The organism is Pseudocnuella soli, from assembly GCF_004347775.1.
Classification (GTDB): Bacteria; Bacteroidota; Bacteroidia; order Chitinophagales; family Chitinophagaceae; genus Flavisolibacter; species Flavisolibacter aquaticus.
Map to the genome: position 1 here is coordinate 4,090,647 of NZ_CP037755.1, position 13,771 is coordinate 4,104,417.

General features: G+C 45.2%; 15 protein-coding genes and 5 tRNA genes. 4 read left to right on the forward strand and 16 right to left on the reverse strand.

What is annotated here, in order from left to right; genetic code table 11:
- Positions 1–195: 195 nt before the first annotated feature.
- Positions 196–1,122: a helix-hairpin-helix domain-containing protein gene (locus EPD17_RS16810; protein WP_132055724.1), complete on the forward strand. Its 927-nt coding sequence runs from the start codon at positions 196–198 to the stop codon at positions 1,120–1,122.
- A 303-nt stretch (positions 1,123–1,425) separates the two neighbouring features.
- On the opposite strand, the gene rplL is transcribed toward EPD17_RS16810, so the two are convergent.
- The 16 genes from rplL to rpsU form a co-directional block, all read right to left on the reverse strand.
- The gene (rplL, locus tag EPD17_RS16815) at positions 1,426–1,797 is read right to left on the reverse strand and encodes a 50S ribosomal protein L7/L12 (RefSeq protein WP_114234997.1); all 372 of its coding nucleotides are present in this window, start codon (positions 1,795–1,797) and stop codon (positions 1,426–1,428) included.
- A 182-nt stretch (positions 1,798–1,979) separates the two neighbouring features.
- Entirely contained in the window at positions 1,980–2,519 is a 540-nt protein-coding gene (rplJ, locus tag EPD17_RS16820) for a 50S ribosomal protein L10 (RefSeq protein WP_114234996.1), read from the reverse strand.
- A gap of 36 nt (positions 2,520–2,555) precedes the next feature.
- Positions 2,556–3,251, reverse strand: a complete 696-nt coding sequence (gene rplA / locus EPD17_RS16825; protein ID WP_114234995.1) for a 50S ribosomal protein L1 — start codon at positions 3,249–3,251, stop codon at positions 2,556–2,558.
- Between the two features lie 32 nt (positions 3,252–3,283).
- Positions 3,284–3,727, reverse strand: coding sequence for a 50S ribosomal protein L11 (rplK, locus tag EPD17_RS16830; protein WP_114234994.1), 444 nt, complete (start codon positions 3,725–3,727; stop codon positions 3,284–3,286).
- Positions 3,728–4,138: 411 nt separating this feature from the next.
- Complete coding sequence (locus EPD17_RS16835) at positions 4,139–5,806, reverse strand: ArnT family glycosyltransferase (RefSeq protein ID WP_132055725.1); 1,668 nt, start codon at positions 5,804–5,806, stop codon at positions 4,139–4,141.
- Between the two features lie 35 nt (positions 5,807–5,841).
- Positions 5,842–6,459 carry a transcription termination/antitermination protein NusG gene (nusG, locus tag EPD17_RS16840; RefSeq protein WP_240040653.1) on the reverse strand — a complete coding sequence of 206 codons (618 nt, stop codon included), beginning with the start codon at positions 6,457–6,459 and terminating at the stop codon, positions 5,842–5,844.
- Between the two features lie 8 nt (positions 6,460–6,467).
- Positions 6,468–6,659, reverse strand: coding sequence for a preprotein translocase subunit SecE (gene secE, locus EPD17_RS16845; protein ID WP_114234992.1), 192 nt, complete (start codon positions 6,657–6,659; stop codon positions 6,468–6,470).
- Positions 6,660–6,748: 89 nt separating this feature from the next.
- Positions 6,749–6,819: transfer RNA gene (locus EPD17_RS16850), tRNA-Trp, on the reverse strand.
- Between the two features lie 100 nt (positions 6,820–6,919).
- On the reverse strand, positions 6,920–8,107 hold the full coding sequence (gene tuf / locus EPD17_RS16855) for an elongation factor Tu (protein WP_114235055.1): 1,188 nt from the start codon (positions 8,105–8,107) through the stop codon (positions 6,920–6,922).
- A 234-nt stretch (positions 8,108–8,341) separates the two neighbouring features.
- Positions 8,342–8,413 (reverse strand) — tRNA-Thr (locus EPD17_RS16860).
- 75 nt (positions 8,414–8,488) lie between these two features.
- Positions 8,489–8,561, reverse strand: a tRNA-Gly gene (locus EPD17_RS16865).
- A gap of 95 nt (positions 8,562–8,656) precedes the next feature.
- Positions 8,657–8,739, reverse strand: a tRNA-Tyr gene (locus EPD17_RS16870).
- Positions 8,740–8,824: 85 nt separating this feature from the next.
- Positions 8,825–8,897 (reverse strand) — tRNA-Thr (locus EPD17_RS16875).
- A 158-nt stretch (positions 8,898–9,055) separates the two neighbouring features.
- The gene (locus tag EPD17_RS16880; protein ID WP_114234991.1) at positions 9,056–9,355 is read right to left on the reverse strand and encodes an HPF/RaiA family ribosome-associated protein; all 300 of its coding nucleotides are present in this window, start codon (positions 9,353–9,355) and stop codon (positions 9,056–9,058) included.
- 265 nt (positions 9,356–9,620) lie between these two features.
- Positions 9,621–10,523, reverse strand: a complete 903-nt coding sequence (locus tag EPD17_RS16885) for a tyrosine-type recombinase/integrase (protein ID WP_132055726.1) — start codon at positions 10,521–10,523, stop codon at positions 9,621–9,623.
- Between the two features lie 61 nt (positions 10,524–10,584).
- Positions 10,585–10,782, reverse strand: a complete 198-nt coding sequence (rpsU, locus tag EPD17_RS16890; protein WP_114234989.1) for a 30S ribosomal protein S21 — start codon at positions 10,780–10,782, stop codon at positions 10,585–10,587.
- A 97-nt stretch (positions 10,783–10,879) separates the two neighbouring features.
- Here rpsU and EPD17_RS16895 point away from each other — a divergent pair, with 97 nt between their 5' ends.
- The 3 genes from EPD17_RS16895 to EPD17_RS16905 are packed head-to-tail and all read left to right on the forward strand — an operon-like array spanning position 10,880 to position 13,769.
- Positions 10,880–11,470 (forward strand): riboflavin synthase, encoded by a 591-nt coding sequence (locus EPD17_RS16895; protein ID WP_132055727.1) that lies wholly within the window; start codon positions 10,880–10,882, stop codon positions 11,468–11,470.
- 27 nt (positions 11,471–11,497) lie between these two features.
- Positions 11,498–12,583, forward strand: a complete 1,086-nt coding sequence (locus EPD17_RS16900; RefSeq protein WP_132055728.1) for an acyltransferase family protein — start codon at positions 11,498–11,500, stop codon at positions 12,581–12,583.
- Between the two features lies 1 nt (position 12,584).
- Positions 12,585–13,769, forward strand: a complete 1,185-nt coding sequence (locus tag EPD17_RS16905; protein WP_132055729.1) for a hypothetical protein — start codon at positions 12,585–12,587, stop codon at positions 13,767–13,769.
- Positions 13,770–13,771: the final 2 nt, after the last annotated feature.

A 13,771-nucleotide genomic window follows, 5' to 3' on the forward strand; every position in this document is an offset into this window, starting at 1 on the left:
TCCCTGCTTCTATTTTCTTTCAAATAAAAGCTGGTGAAAGTCAGTCACTTAGACATTATTTGCTGCGTCAAAATTGTTTTTGGCCAAAACTAAGGAGGGCAAAAGTAAGCAAATTACCCCTATCAACAAGCGCTAATTCATCTCAAAAACCGCACCGGAAGTTTTTTTATATTATATTTCTGAAAACAACTGCTTATGAGCTGGAAACGATTGGTGGCCGGCTACCTCCATTTCTCCAAAAGAGATCGTGCCGGTGTAATGGGCCTGCTGCTGCTTTTGGCCCTTGCCTTTTTGCTACCCCTGCTGGCGCCCAACCAAGTGGAAATTCCGCAGCCGCTGGACAAGGCCACGCAACTGGCAACAGACAGTTTGAAAGAGGTGCCGGCAAATGTTGGTCCTTCGGAAGATTACCGGTCATACGCTTTTGAACGAGCCGACGAAGCAAACGCCTTCCGCCCCGGCGAATTGTTTGCGTTTGACCCCAACACGCTGGATGAAGCTGGCTGGCGCAAATTGGGCCTAAGGGACAAAACCATCCGCACCATTAACAATTACCGAAGCAAAGGCGGCCGCTTTTACAAACCGCAGGACCTGGCAAGAATCTGGGGTTTGCCGCCCGGTTTTTACGACCAGGTGAAAGGATATATCCAAATGGCGCAGGCCGCAAAGAAGTGGGAAGAACCGGCATATGCGGCATCGCCAACTCCGTTTGTAAAGACAGCACCTAAAACCATTGACATTAATACTGCCGATACAGGCGCTTTTATTGCACTGCCTGGTATTGGATCGAAACTGGCGGCACGTATTGTTAACTTCCGCAGCAAGCTGGGTGGGTTCACTTCGGTGGAGCAGTTGGGTGAAACATTTGGGTTACCAGATTCGACTTTTCAAAAAATAAGGAGCCGGCTGGTTGTGGAAAGCGGTGCTCTGCAAGCTATCAATATCAACACCGCAACGAAAGAGGTATTGAGCGGCCATCCTTATATTAATTGGAAATTGGCCAATGCGATTGTGGCGTACCGTGAGCAACATGGGGCATTTGCATCGGTGGATGACCTTAAGAACATCATGATCCTGGATGCAGCAACCTTTGAAAAGATAAAGCCATATCTGGGGTTGTAATGGGTGTGCCTTTGCACTCCATCATTGCGAGGCGCAGGATGAACTTGGTGGATGTTTGTGTTTGGTGCGCCGAAGTAATCTCCGGCTAGAAAGTGATTCGCTTATCGAAACACAAAGCTGTTACACTGTTTAAGGAGATTGCTTCGGCGCCGTAGTGTATAATAATTTGTAGCACCAAGCGGCGCCTCGCAATGACGTAGGCTCGCCATTTCGATAATGATCATAACGCCAAAGCCTAACCGAAACCCAACAAAAAGGGCCTTCCTTTCGGAAAGCCCTTTTGTATGCTATTGATAGAATCAATTAAGCGATTTCAACATCAGCACCAGCTTCTTTCAGCTTAGCAGCGATGTCTTCGGCAGTAGCTTTATCTACACCTTCTTTAACGGGCTTCGGAGCGCCGTCAACCAGGTCTTTTGCTTCTTTCAGGCCCAAACCGGTCAGATCTTTAACGATCTTAACTACGTTCAGTTTAGAACCACCTGCAGATTTCAGGATTACGTCGAAAGAAGTTTTTTCTTCTACTGCAGCGGCAGCAGGACCAGCAGGACCAGCTACTACGGTAGCAGCAGCAGGCTCGATGCCGTATTCAGATTTCATAAAATCAGCCAGTTCCTGTACTTCTTTTACAGTCAGGCCTACCAGTTGTTCAGCAAGTGCTTTAACGTCTGCCATGTTGTTTAAATTTTTTCCGACTTCACGCCCCTTACGCGGGATCCGCCGGAAGGTTTAAAAAAATTTGCCTTTTTGTTTGTACCCTCAGGCCTGGGTTTATTTTTAGCGGCAAGCTATCAGCCTTAAGCAGCAAGTGAATTATTACTTGAAGCTAGCAGCTAATAGCTTGTAGCTGTACTTTCTTATTCAGCTGCTGGTGCTTCTGCAGGTGCAGCTTCTGCGCCGCCGGCTTTTTGCTCGTGGTGGTGCAACAAGGCAGCCAGTACACGCTTAGCAGGCGATTGCAACAGACCGATAACTTCGCCAATAAGCTCGTTCTTGGTCTTGATTTTAGTGAGGGCAGCCAGGTTGTTGTCGCCGGCGTAAATATCGCCATTGATAAAGGCAGCCTTCAGCTCGGGCTTCTCACCTTTCGACTCCTGACGGAAGGTAGAAAGGATCAGAGCGGGCTCTTTAGGGTTCTCGGAGAACATGAGGGCTGTTACGTTGTTCAGTGAATCGAACATGCCTGCATATTGCTCGTTGCCCAGCGATTCCAGCGCTTTTTTGATGAGGGTGTTTTTAGCCACACGCATCTCAACGTTCTTGCTGAAGCAAGCTCGGCGCAGTTTGGAAACCTGCTCTACAGAGAGCGATTCTGTATTGGTAACATAGAAGTTGTTGTACTGGGAAAACTTACCCTTCAACACTTCTATAATCTCGTTCTTTTGCTCTTTAGTCATGATAAAGATTTTGTTCCTGCCGAACTGGTCGAAGGATTAGTGAATAAATGCTTTGGTATCCACAGTAATGCCGGGACTCATGGTGCTGGCCATGGTCAGGCCCTTCAGGTATGTACCTTTTGCAGTAGAAGGCTTTGCCTTGATGATTGCGTTGATCAGCTCCTGGCTGTTCTCGGTCAATTTCTCAGGGGTAAACGATACGCGGCCGATCGAAGCGTGGATGATACCAGCTTTATCTACCTTGAACGCAATTTTTCCACCCTTTACTTCTGTTACCGCAGCGGCAACATCGTTGGTAACGGTACCGGTCTTAGGGTTTGGCATCAGGTTGCGGGGACCCAGGATTTTACCCAGACGACCAATTTTAGGCATTACAGCCGGTGTAGCCACAATTACGTCCACATCGGTCCAGCCACCTTCAATCTTTTGTACAAATTCGTCCAGACCTACGAAGTCGGCGCCTGCACCTTTTGCAGCAGCTTCCTGGTCGGGGCCGCACAGTACCAGCACACGCTTGGTTTTACCGGTGCCGTGTGGCAGGGTAACAGTTCCGCGGATGGCCTGGTCGGCTTTCTTAGGATCAACACCCAGGCGGATGTGGATGTCCACAGAAGCGTCGAATTTGGTAGTGTTCACTTCTTTCACCAGCGAAGAAGCTTCCTTCAGCGAGTATATTTTGTTAGCATCCACCTTAGTGTTGGCTGCTTTTCTTTTCTTAGGAATGAAAGCCATGATTCAAGCTTTTTTAAATGAGGTTCAAAAACTTATTTTTCCCAGGGTGCAGTACCTTCTACGGTAAGTCCCATGCTGCGGGCTGTGCCGGCTACCATGCTCATGGCGCTTTCCAGCGTAAACGCGTTCAGGTCGGGCATTTTATCCTTGGCGATCTCTTCGATCTGTGCCCAGGATACTTTACCAACTTTAGCACGGTTGGGCTCTTTTGAACCTGATTGAATTTTGGCGGCATCCTTTAACTGAATAGCAGCCGGAGGGGTTTTGATAACAAAGTCGAACGACTTGTCGGTGTAAACGGTGAGCAGTACAGGCAGTACTTTTCCCATTTTGTCTTGTGTGCGGGCATTGAACTGCTTGCAGAATTCCATGATGTTAACACCCTTGGAACCTAGCGCAGGACCAATCGGAGGTGCGGGGTTGGCCTGGCCACCCTTCACCTGCAGCTTTACATAGCCGGAGATTTCTTTTGCCATTTTGTTCTGATTTATTGGTTCAAGCGACAGCCTATCTCAGCGACGGGTCTGTCTCCCAAATTCCTCTCTTGCAACCGCAGCCAAACGGATGGTTTGGTAGCGGGTTTATTAAAGAACTTCTTTGGGGAGGCGCAAAGGTAAATATTTTTCTAATACTACCAAGAAGGTTGTAAAAAGGGATTGTTAAGGAAAAATGGGACGCTAGAGTTGCTTCATGGTTTACATTCTTCCTTGAGCAGCGATTATCATATTTCAGAGCCAATTGCCCCTGTCATCCTGAGCACAGCGAAGGACCTGAGCTGACAATAGCCGGAAACCCACGAAGCAGTCTTGCTTTTTCCAGAAGTTGCCCAGTTAACGTACTGACATCCTTTACTGCGCTTAGGATGACCAAGACGGACTCCACCATCATCATTGAAACCGGTAAACCACCATCCGCTCCCCGCCCCTTTTGTCCCCGAAAGAAAATATTGAATCCACCGGCCCGCCCTGCAAGTCGCGGTCAAACGAAATATAACTACGGCCACTAACCCGCACCGAATCGTACAGTAGCAACTTGCCCGAATGTTTATGGTAATAATAAGGCACCTGCGGATGAATAAGCGGCGGTACCGAAATGGTATCGCCCCTCCAGGAAAACACCTTTGTATCAATGGCCACCGGGAACGGCTGAACCGGCCCCCAGTAATGCAGCGGCTGGTCTTTTAATGCAGCAACAGCCTGTTTCATCGGCGTTTCGTAGTGCGCTGTGCCTCTATCCTGAATGGGAATAAATACTACCGCATACACGAGGCGGAGCAACATAATACCGCCAATGAACAGCCATATTTTGAAGCTGCTCTTTGTTCGGAAATACTGCCACCAAAAAGCACCCAAGAGGAGCGCACAGGCAAAACCTTCGACACCACTGACATCGGTAACAAATGGAAGCACCACTAACGCTGCAGCAGCGAGCACAAACAGCCACCCGCCCCATCCCAAATAACGCAACAATTGCTGCTGCCTACCGGCAAAATAGCTGTGGTACAACTGCACAAAAATGGTGGTGGCAAACGTCACGAACATATAAATGTACCGGGCCTTAGGCTGGCCGGTAAACCAATACACCCACAGGTTGCAGGCAATAAATAAAATGGAAAAACGCACCAACGGGTTTTGCCAAACCTGTTGCCGAACGCTTTTTACCGCCAGCGTAATCAGTAGCAAAGACCAAGGCGCCAGTAGTTTGAGCACCAGCACAGGGTAGCCCAGTGCTTTTTCCCACACCTTGCTTGACCGCTCACCGATGGCGGATTTCATCAGGGATTCATTGAGGAAATTTACCAGCAGATGCTGTGCATTGCCGCCAGCATTGTAGCCCCAGAAATACAAGCCGGCTATTATAAAAAACAGCAAGCCGCCAGCGAGGTGCTGCCACCGGAACAGCGGCCTGACCGAACGGGCATAAATACACAACGCAATCAGCGTGAGGCCCTGGAAAACAATGGAAGGAAAACCTTTAGTAAGCAATCCAACAGCGCACAGCGCATATGAGGCCAGGTAAAGGTTCAGCCATTGCCTTTTTTGGTAAAAGTGAAAAATGGCCACCGCCTGCAGATACACTACAAACGAATAAAATATGTCGATCTCCGCGCCATTGGCCAGTCCATAGAAATAGATGTCTACACAAGTCAGCTGCATAAAGGCCGACAGCAATGCCAAGTGTTTGGAAAAATAGGCGCGGGAAAAACGGTAGTGCACTGCTGCCCACAACACATAAATAAGCAGTGATGGCAGCCGCAGTGCTGCCTCGGAAATGGACTGCAGCAGCTTCATGCTGCCAATAAGTATCCAGTTGAAGATGGGCGGCTTATTGAGGTAAGGCCAGCCAAACAGCGTTGGGTTCAGGTATTTACCGGAGTACATCATTTCCAGCGACACAACGGCACGGCGTGGCTCCTCGCCTTCCAGCTCCATCATGCCCAGGTTGATGATCACCGACAGCAGGTACAGCACTACCAGTGCCGCTATACCGCAAACGATCTGCTTAATTGTAAAACCCTGTTCCTTCATTGGTGTCCATAAAAAAAGCTGATCCAAAGGAACCAGCTTTTTCAGTATGAAATGATTTTTGTTTAACCCAGCTTTTCTACCTGCATGTAGTTGAGCTCTACCGGTGTAGAACGACCGAAGATCTTTACAGTTACTTTCAATTTCTTCTTCTCGTCGTTTACTTCTTCGATCACACCGTTAAAGTCGTTGAACGGCCCTTCGATGATCTTGATGGTTTCGCCAACAATGAACGGTTCGCTCATGCTTACGCCACCGGCTTCGGCCATCTCGTCCATCTTGCCCAGCATTTTATTCACTTCCGATTTGCGCAGGGCAATGGGATCGTCTTTGCCCAGGAAATGAATAACGTTGGTAGTATTTTTGATCAGGTCGCGCAGGTCGTCGCTCAACTTGCCGTTGGTAATTTCCACCATCACGTAGCCGGGATAGTAGTTGCGTTCGCGCATTACTTTTTTGCCATTCTGCACTTTGTACACCTTCTCTACCGGCAAAAAAATCTGCTTCACAGCATCCGACCAGTCGCGGGAAATTTCTTTATCCAGGTATTCCTTTACTTTCCGCTCCTTACCGCTCACCACACGCAGCACATACCATTTAGTATTATCGGGCTGCACAATTTCCGGCTGCACGTTTTCGGCCTGCTGTTCGTTGCTTATATTTTCGGGGCTTGTTGCTTCCATCTATTTAATTAGAACAGTTCGTAAATAAAGTTCAAACCGCCGGCAGCTACAAAGTCCATAACCCAAATAACGGCGGTAATCACCAGAGTGGCCACCAGCACAATCATGGTGCTTTGCTGCAGTTGCTCCCATGTGGGCCAGGTTACTTTTTCAGTCAGCTCACGGTACGATTCGCTGAAGTAATTGGAAATCTTGTTCATAAAATATTTTGCAAATGTACTAATATGCCAATGTGCTAATGTAGCACTTCCCTGAGGAATTTGGAGCACATTAGCACATTGTTTGTGGGCACGGGTGGAGAGATTCGAACTCCCATCAACGGTTTTGGAGACCGCTATTCTGCCATTGAACTACACCCGTATAAAGAGTACTTAGTATAAAGTACTTAGTACTCAGACTGTGGATTTACCGTCATCTAAGTACTAAGCTATTGATCTTCGTACTAAGTACTGCGTACTATTTACTTCAGGATCTCAGTTACCTGACCGGCACCTACTGTACGGCCACCTTCGCGGATCGCGAATTTCAGACCCTTTTCCATAGCGATGGGTTGGATCAGGTGTACAGTCAGCGAGGTGTTGTCACCAGGCATTACCATCTCAGTACCTTCTGGCAGAGAGCACTCGCCAGTTACGTCAGTTGTACGGAAATAGAACTGAGGGCGGTATTTGTTGAAGAACGGAGTGTGACGGCCGCCTTCTTCTTTGCTCAGTACGTATACTTCGCCTTTGAAATCGGTGTGCGGAGTGATAGAACCAGGCTTCACGATAACCATACCGCGACGGATCTGGGTTTTCTCAATACCACGGAGCAGCAGACCTGCGTTATCACCAGCTTCACCTTCGTCGAGGAGCTTGCGGAACATTTCCACACCGGTACAAGTTGAAGTCAGGGGAGCATCCATCAGACCTACGATCTCTACAGGCTCACCAACTTTGATACGGCCACGCTCAATACGACCAGTAGCTACAGTACCACGACCAGTGATCGAGAATACGTCTTCTACCGACATCAGGAACGGCATATCAACCGGACGAGGAGGCAGGGGAATGTAAGTATCAACAGCTTCCATCAGCTCTTCTACTTTAGCAACCCATTGTGCTTCGCCAGCCAGGGCGCCGGTAGCAGAACCTTGAATGATTGGAGTGTTGTCGCCGTCAAAGCCGTAAGAGCTCAGCAGGTCGCGAATTTCCATCTCCACCAGTTCCAGCAGTTCAGCGTCGTCCACCAGGTCAACCTTGTTCATGAAAACAACGATACGGGGAACGCCTACCTGACGAGCCAGCAGGATGTGCTCTTTGGTTTGGGGCATAGGACCATCAGTAGCAGCCACAACTAGGATGGCACCGTCCATTTGCGCAGCACCGGTAATCATGTTCTTCACATAGTCAGCGTGACCGGGGCAGTCAACGTGAGCATAGTGACGGTTGGCAGTCTGATATTCTACGTGAGCAGTGTTGATGGTGATACCACGCTCTTTCTCTTCGGGGGCACCGTCAATTTCATCGTATTTTTTTGCTTCTGCCATACCTTTTGAAGCCAAAATGGTAGTGATAGCAGCGGTCAAAGTGGTTTTACCATGGTCAACGTGACCGATGGTACCAACGTTAACGTGGGGTTTATCCCGCTTAAAGTTCTCTTTTGCCATCTTATGGGTTTTTAGTTGTGGAGTTACAAATTTACCTGAAACAATAAACCTCCGAAGCACCTGGCGGCCCATCGAAGGATAAATTTTTTGAACCGAGCAACAGAACATCCATCAGGCTTCTGTTGCGTCGCACTCTTGTACATTTATAGCGCTATGCAGCTTATGTTAACCTTATTACCGAGCAATCACCTCTTTCGAAACACTGCTCATCAACACTACTGCTTTTGCTACCTGAGCCGTTAGTGAGAATCGAACTCACGACCTCTTCCCTACCAAGGAAGTGCTCTACCCCTGAGCTACAACGGCTTGAAAACCGTTGACAGTTGGAAGCCGACAGGAAAACTGTCAATCATCATCTGTCATCCGTCAACTTTTTCAGAGAGCGGGAGACGAGGCTCGAACTCGCCACCTATAGCTTGGAAGGCTATCGCTCTACCAAATGAGCTACTCCCGCATGTTAAGTTTACGAGTGCACAGGTTCAATTGTTCACGGGTTAAAAACCAACTAGTGAACTGACGAACTGTGAACTGGTCAACTTTCAAAGAACGTGGGCAGGAGAGGATTCGAACCTCTGAAGTCGAAAGACAGCGGATTTACAGTCCGCCCCATTTGGCCGCTCTGGAACCTGCCCTTTTTCTGTGCTATTTAGCTTAGGGGGCACGAAGAAAAGTGATTTCCTTCGTATTTCCAATTTCTAAATTTTGCACAAAATAAAGAGCCGCTTGTCGGAATCGAACCAACGACCTACTGATTACAAATCAGTTGCTCTACCAGCTGAGCTAAAGCGGCAATTTTGTTGTTTTAAAGAACTACCCCTTGTTTTTGGGAAGGCAAAGGTAAAGGAATTTGAACTTCAGAAACAAACAGTAAATAAACTTTTTTTAGCCCGGCAGTATTTTTTTTAAGGGCAAAAAAAATCCCGCCTCTCGGGGCGGGATGCAATGAGTTTAAGCGTATTGTTTTTCTTTTTTTCTTTTTACCTGGGCTACCAGCGATTCGAATGCTTCGTCGAACGAGGTTTCAAATGTTTTAGAGGTGGATTTTACAAAAAAATCGGCTTTCGGTACGTGTACGCGGATCTCAACTACTTTGTCTTTGATCGTGTGTACTACATTATCCAGCTTCAGGAAAACATCTACTTTGATGATGCGATCATGAAACGTGGCCAGTTTCTCCAGCCTTTTCTGAACAAAATCAATCAATTTCTGGTCAGCATCAAAATGAAGCGATTGGATGTGTACATTCATAGAACTCTGTTTTGACTGTTTAACAATAAAAGAAAGAACTAGCAACAGCAATTATCCGTTCCCATTGAAGGTAAATGAAGCCGGTAAGTTTACCAAGAAAAGCAGGCGGATTTTTCTTACGAATAAGGGAAAATTTAGGCCGCCAGATTTACAGGTTTTGAACCACGAAGACACGAAGGCAGGAAGGTGCACAAAGGGATATACTCTATCAATTAGATATAGCAAGATTGGATAAAATGGGTTGCGTTGATTCCGCTATTTCACTTTATGCTTTTGGATGGGCTTTGCGGTAAATGTCTTTAAGCCGGCCAATGGAATTATGGGTATACACCTGCGTGGCTGCCAGGCTGCTGTGGCCCAGCAGTTCTTTCACCGCGTTGAGGTCGGCGCCATTGTTGGTAAGATGGGTGGCAAATGAGTGGCGCAATACGTGTGGGCTGCGCTTATCAATAGTGGTAACGCGGCTCAGGTGGGCCTTTACGCGGCTATACACATTGCGTGGCGCCAGCGCTGTTCCCTTTGCCGACACCAATAGCCTGGCTGGATCAACGCCTTCCATCTCCGCATGCTTCTTTTTCAGGTAAGCATTTATTTCTGCCACCAGCGCAGCACTGATGGGAAGCAGACGTTCTTTGCTCCCTTTACCCAATACCCTCAGCATGCCGTTAGCCGCATCCACGCTTTTTTCAGACAACCCAATGGCCTCACTTAAGCGCAGCCCGCATTGGTAAAAAAGCAGGAGCAACAAGCGGTCGGTTTCACCATCCCAGTCGTCGGAAAAGTTGTGTGGCGCAAACAGCGCATCCATATCCCCTTCTGCCACAAACTGCGGCAGCCGCTTTTCCACTTTTGGTGCTGTTACCCCGGTCATTGGCGACTGCGCCACCAAACCGGTTTTTACAGCATATTTAAAAAAAGCCCGCAGCGAAGCAATTTTCCGTTTGAGTGTTCGGGCTGTGTTTTGGTCCTTGTTTTTCAGTGCCACCAACCATGACCGGATGTGGCTGTGATGGATCTGCCCGATGGAAAGGCCGCTAAAGTCAGTTTGCACAAAATCGAAAAAAGCGGTGAGGTCTTTTTCGTAGGCACGCAGTGTATGTGGCGAAAAGCGCTTTTCAAACTGCAGGTACTGAACAAATGCCGCTAATTCGGGGCGAGGTAGGTACATAAAAGAATAGCTGCAAAGTAAAGAATACCTTGCAGCTAATACATATTTGGGAAGAGGTAAATTAAGCTTCGAGCTTGCCGCTGGCAATCTGCTGCTTGTAGACAGCCTTCAGTACCTGGCCCCTGCGACGTACAGATGGCTTGGTGAAAGACTGGCGTTCACGCAACTGCAACAGGATCTTGGCTTTCTCAAATTTCTTTTTGTACTTCTTGAGGGCCTTGTCGATGTTTTCGCAGTCTTTAGAATCGATGATGAGCATGCTTATATACCTCCTTTGGTTATTTTTAAGAGGGGCAAAGATAAAGCCTATTTTGAATTTCAGACAAAAGAAAATCTAAAAAACCGATTTTTGCGGCATGTTTACCGGTATTATTGAAACATTGGGCCGTGTAGAAGAGGTTGCTGAATCAGGAACCAACCGAAGTTTTTGGATACAAAGCCCTATTACACAAGAACTTAAAGTAGATCAAAGTGTTGCACATAATGGCGTTTGCCTTACGGTGGAAGCTATTGCAGGCGACCGGTATCAGGTGACTGCCGTTCAAGAAACCTTGCAAAAAACTACTTTATCCACCTGGCAGCAGGATACACAGGTGAACCTGGAAAGAAGCCTACTCCCCTCTTCGAGGCTGGATGGACATTTTGTTCAGGGACATGTGGATACAACTGGTGTTTGCACCTCCATTACTAATAAGGAGGGCAGTTGGGAGTTGGTATTTTCTTTTCCGGAACAATTTGCTGCATTGGTGATTGAAAAAGGCTCAATTTGTATTAATGGGGTTTCTTTGACGGCTTTTAATGTTACAACTAGTTCATTGACCGTTGCTATTATACCTTATACTTGGGAACATACCAATTTGCAGTATTTGCAAGTAGGGGATGCGGTGAATCTGGAATTTGATATGGTGGGGAAGTATATATTGAGGAATAAAACTTTACTGAATTAATTTCCGAGTATAGGGACAAACTTCCTCATGAGCCTAATCTTTTTAACTTCGAAAAATCAATACATCCCTTTACTAGATATATTTCGAGGGGTTGCTATTCTAATTGTCCTGTTGTACCACATCTTTGATTATTGTCCGCTATTTCGATTTGGCTGGTTGGGGGTTGACCTTTTTTTTGTGTTGTCGGGGTTTTTGATTACAAACTCATTACTCAATAGTAGAGAAAAGCCAAAATATTTCCTGCACTTTTATTTAAAAAGGGTACTACGAATTTTCCCACTCTACTATTCAGTAATTGGCATATTCTTTCTATTTGGAAACCATGTTTTTTCATCAAAGGGGGAAAATTCAGCATTTTTATATTACTCTATACACCAGCAATGGTATTGGGCTTTTATTCAAAACTGGCTTCATGTGAGAGATGGAGTGCCTTCTATGCCCTACCTGGTTCACTTGTGGTCAGTGGCGGTTGAAGAACAATTTTATATTATATGGCCATTTGCCATTTCATTTTTTGGAAAAAAAAATCAATTAGGAAAATTAATAGCTACAATTTTCGCATCAAGCCTATTATTCAGGCTTATAGTAGCTACTGCAGAGCATTCCATTTTTGAACATTATTATCATAACACCTTGACGAGATTAGATAGCCTCGCTGCTGGATCCTTTCTGTCCCTGATTCAATTAAATAAAATAAATCTTCCAAAATGGTTACCGGTTAGTTGCATTTTGGCTTGGGTAGTTCTTATTTTATCGGTAGTAATATTTTATGGGAATGTACATCCTGCCAGTATTGTCATGAGAACTTTCGGTTACAGTATAACTGCAGTAGGCTTCGCAGCGCTAATCTATATAACCATAAACAACGACTACTTAAAATCCTATACATTTAGCCAGCATAATCCACTGATATTACTTGGTAAAGTCAGCTACAGCGCATACTTATTACACATACCTGTCTTTTTGATCTCAGCAAAAATTCTATCTAATTTACAGGTTAAAATTCCATTTATCATTGGAATCATTAGCCTTACGCTAACCCTGCTTTTAAGTTTAATAACATACTTAATTATTGAAAAGCCGTTCCTCTCTTTGAAGCGTTTACTTAAATGATATGAAAGATCTCGATTCATCTGTTGGGAACAATAAACCACACACTAAATACAACGCTACCCAAAAATTTACATTCTTTGGACTTGCACTTTTGTGGCTTAGTGTAAACGCAATTTGCCTCTATCGTTTTGGAATCGTTACGGATTATGAAAGTATAAAGTATATCGCTAATGCCGACTTGTTGGTCAAAGAGGGGCATTTTATGTCCCCACAATTTTACCTATATTCAGTACAGATACTTTTAATTGCATTTTCTAAGACGACCGGTACTTTTCCAATTTTGCCAGTGGTTATTCAACTTTGGGTCAACGCGTATGCAACATTTTGTTTTTATAGGGTAATAGTATTGCTAAATGGAAGAAAAAAAATTGCTGCAATTACAACAGCCGTGTTTATTTCTATGGTTTATTACCAGCTTTACAATACCCATCTTTTTACAGAATCTTTATATTTCAGCTTTTCTATCATTTTTTTTTCCAAATTATTGAAGATAAATCGTTTATATTCTATTGAAATCTATGGTGTGATTTTGTTACTGATACTACTATATTTCACAAGGCCAGTAGGTGTATTCTTCATTGCCGCAACTTTTATATTTATTACACTTAAATTCTTTCGTAAAAGGGCTATCCAAATATTTACTTTTGTTGGAATTTTCTTTCTCTTGCTCTTTACTATATTAATTAATCTTTCATTGAATATTGGAGGTACATTCGATTTTTTATTACCATTTTCTGAGGCGCATATTATTTGTGGTGTACCTACAATTAGCCCCCCGCACCAGCTTTCAGTACCAATAGAGAAGAATTCGATTCAAGGAATTCTTTATGTAGTTACACATTATTGGGACTTATACTTTCCATTAATGATAAAAAGGTTTTTTGCATTCTGGGGGGTTACTAGGCCTTATTTCGAAAAGTGGCACAACTTGATTTTGTCATTCTATTTCTATACCACCTATATAGTAATAGCTTTTGGAATTAAGAATTGGCGCCACCATGATGCACCGGTAATTGCTTTTGCACTTTGTATGGCATCATTAACAATGTTTTCAGCCTTGCTTGCTTGTGATGATTGGCACAATCGCTTTATACTTTCAATTTTTCCAATTTTATTGATTCTTTCAACTTATGCATTTAAAGAAAAAAGGGTTACCTCATATTCATGCTATAACACTAAGGCATAGAA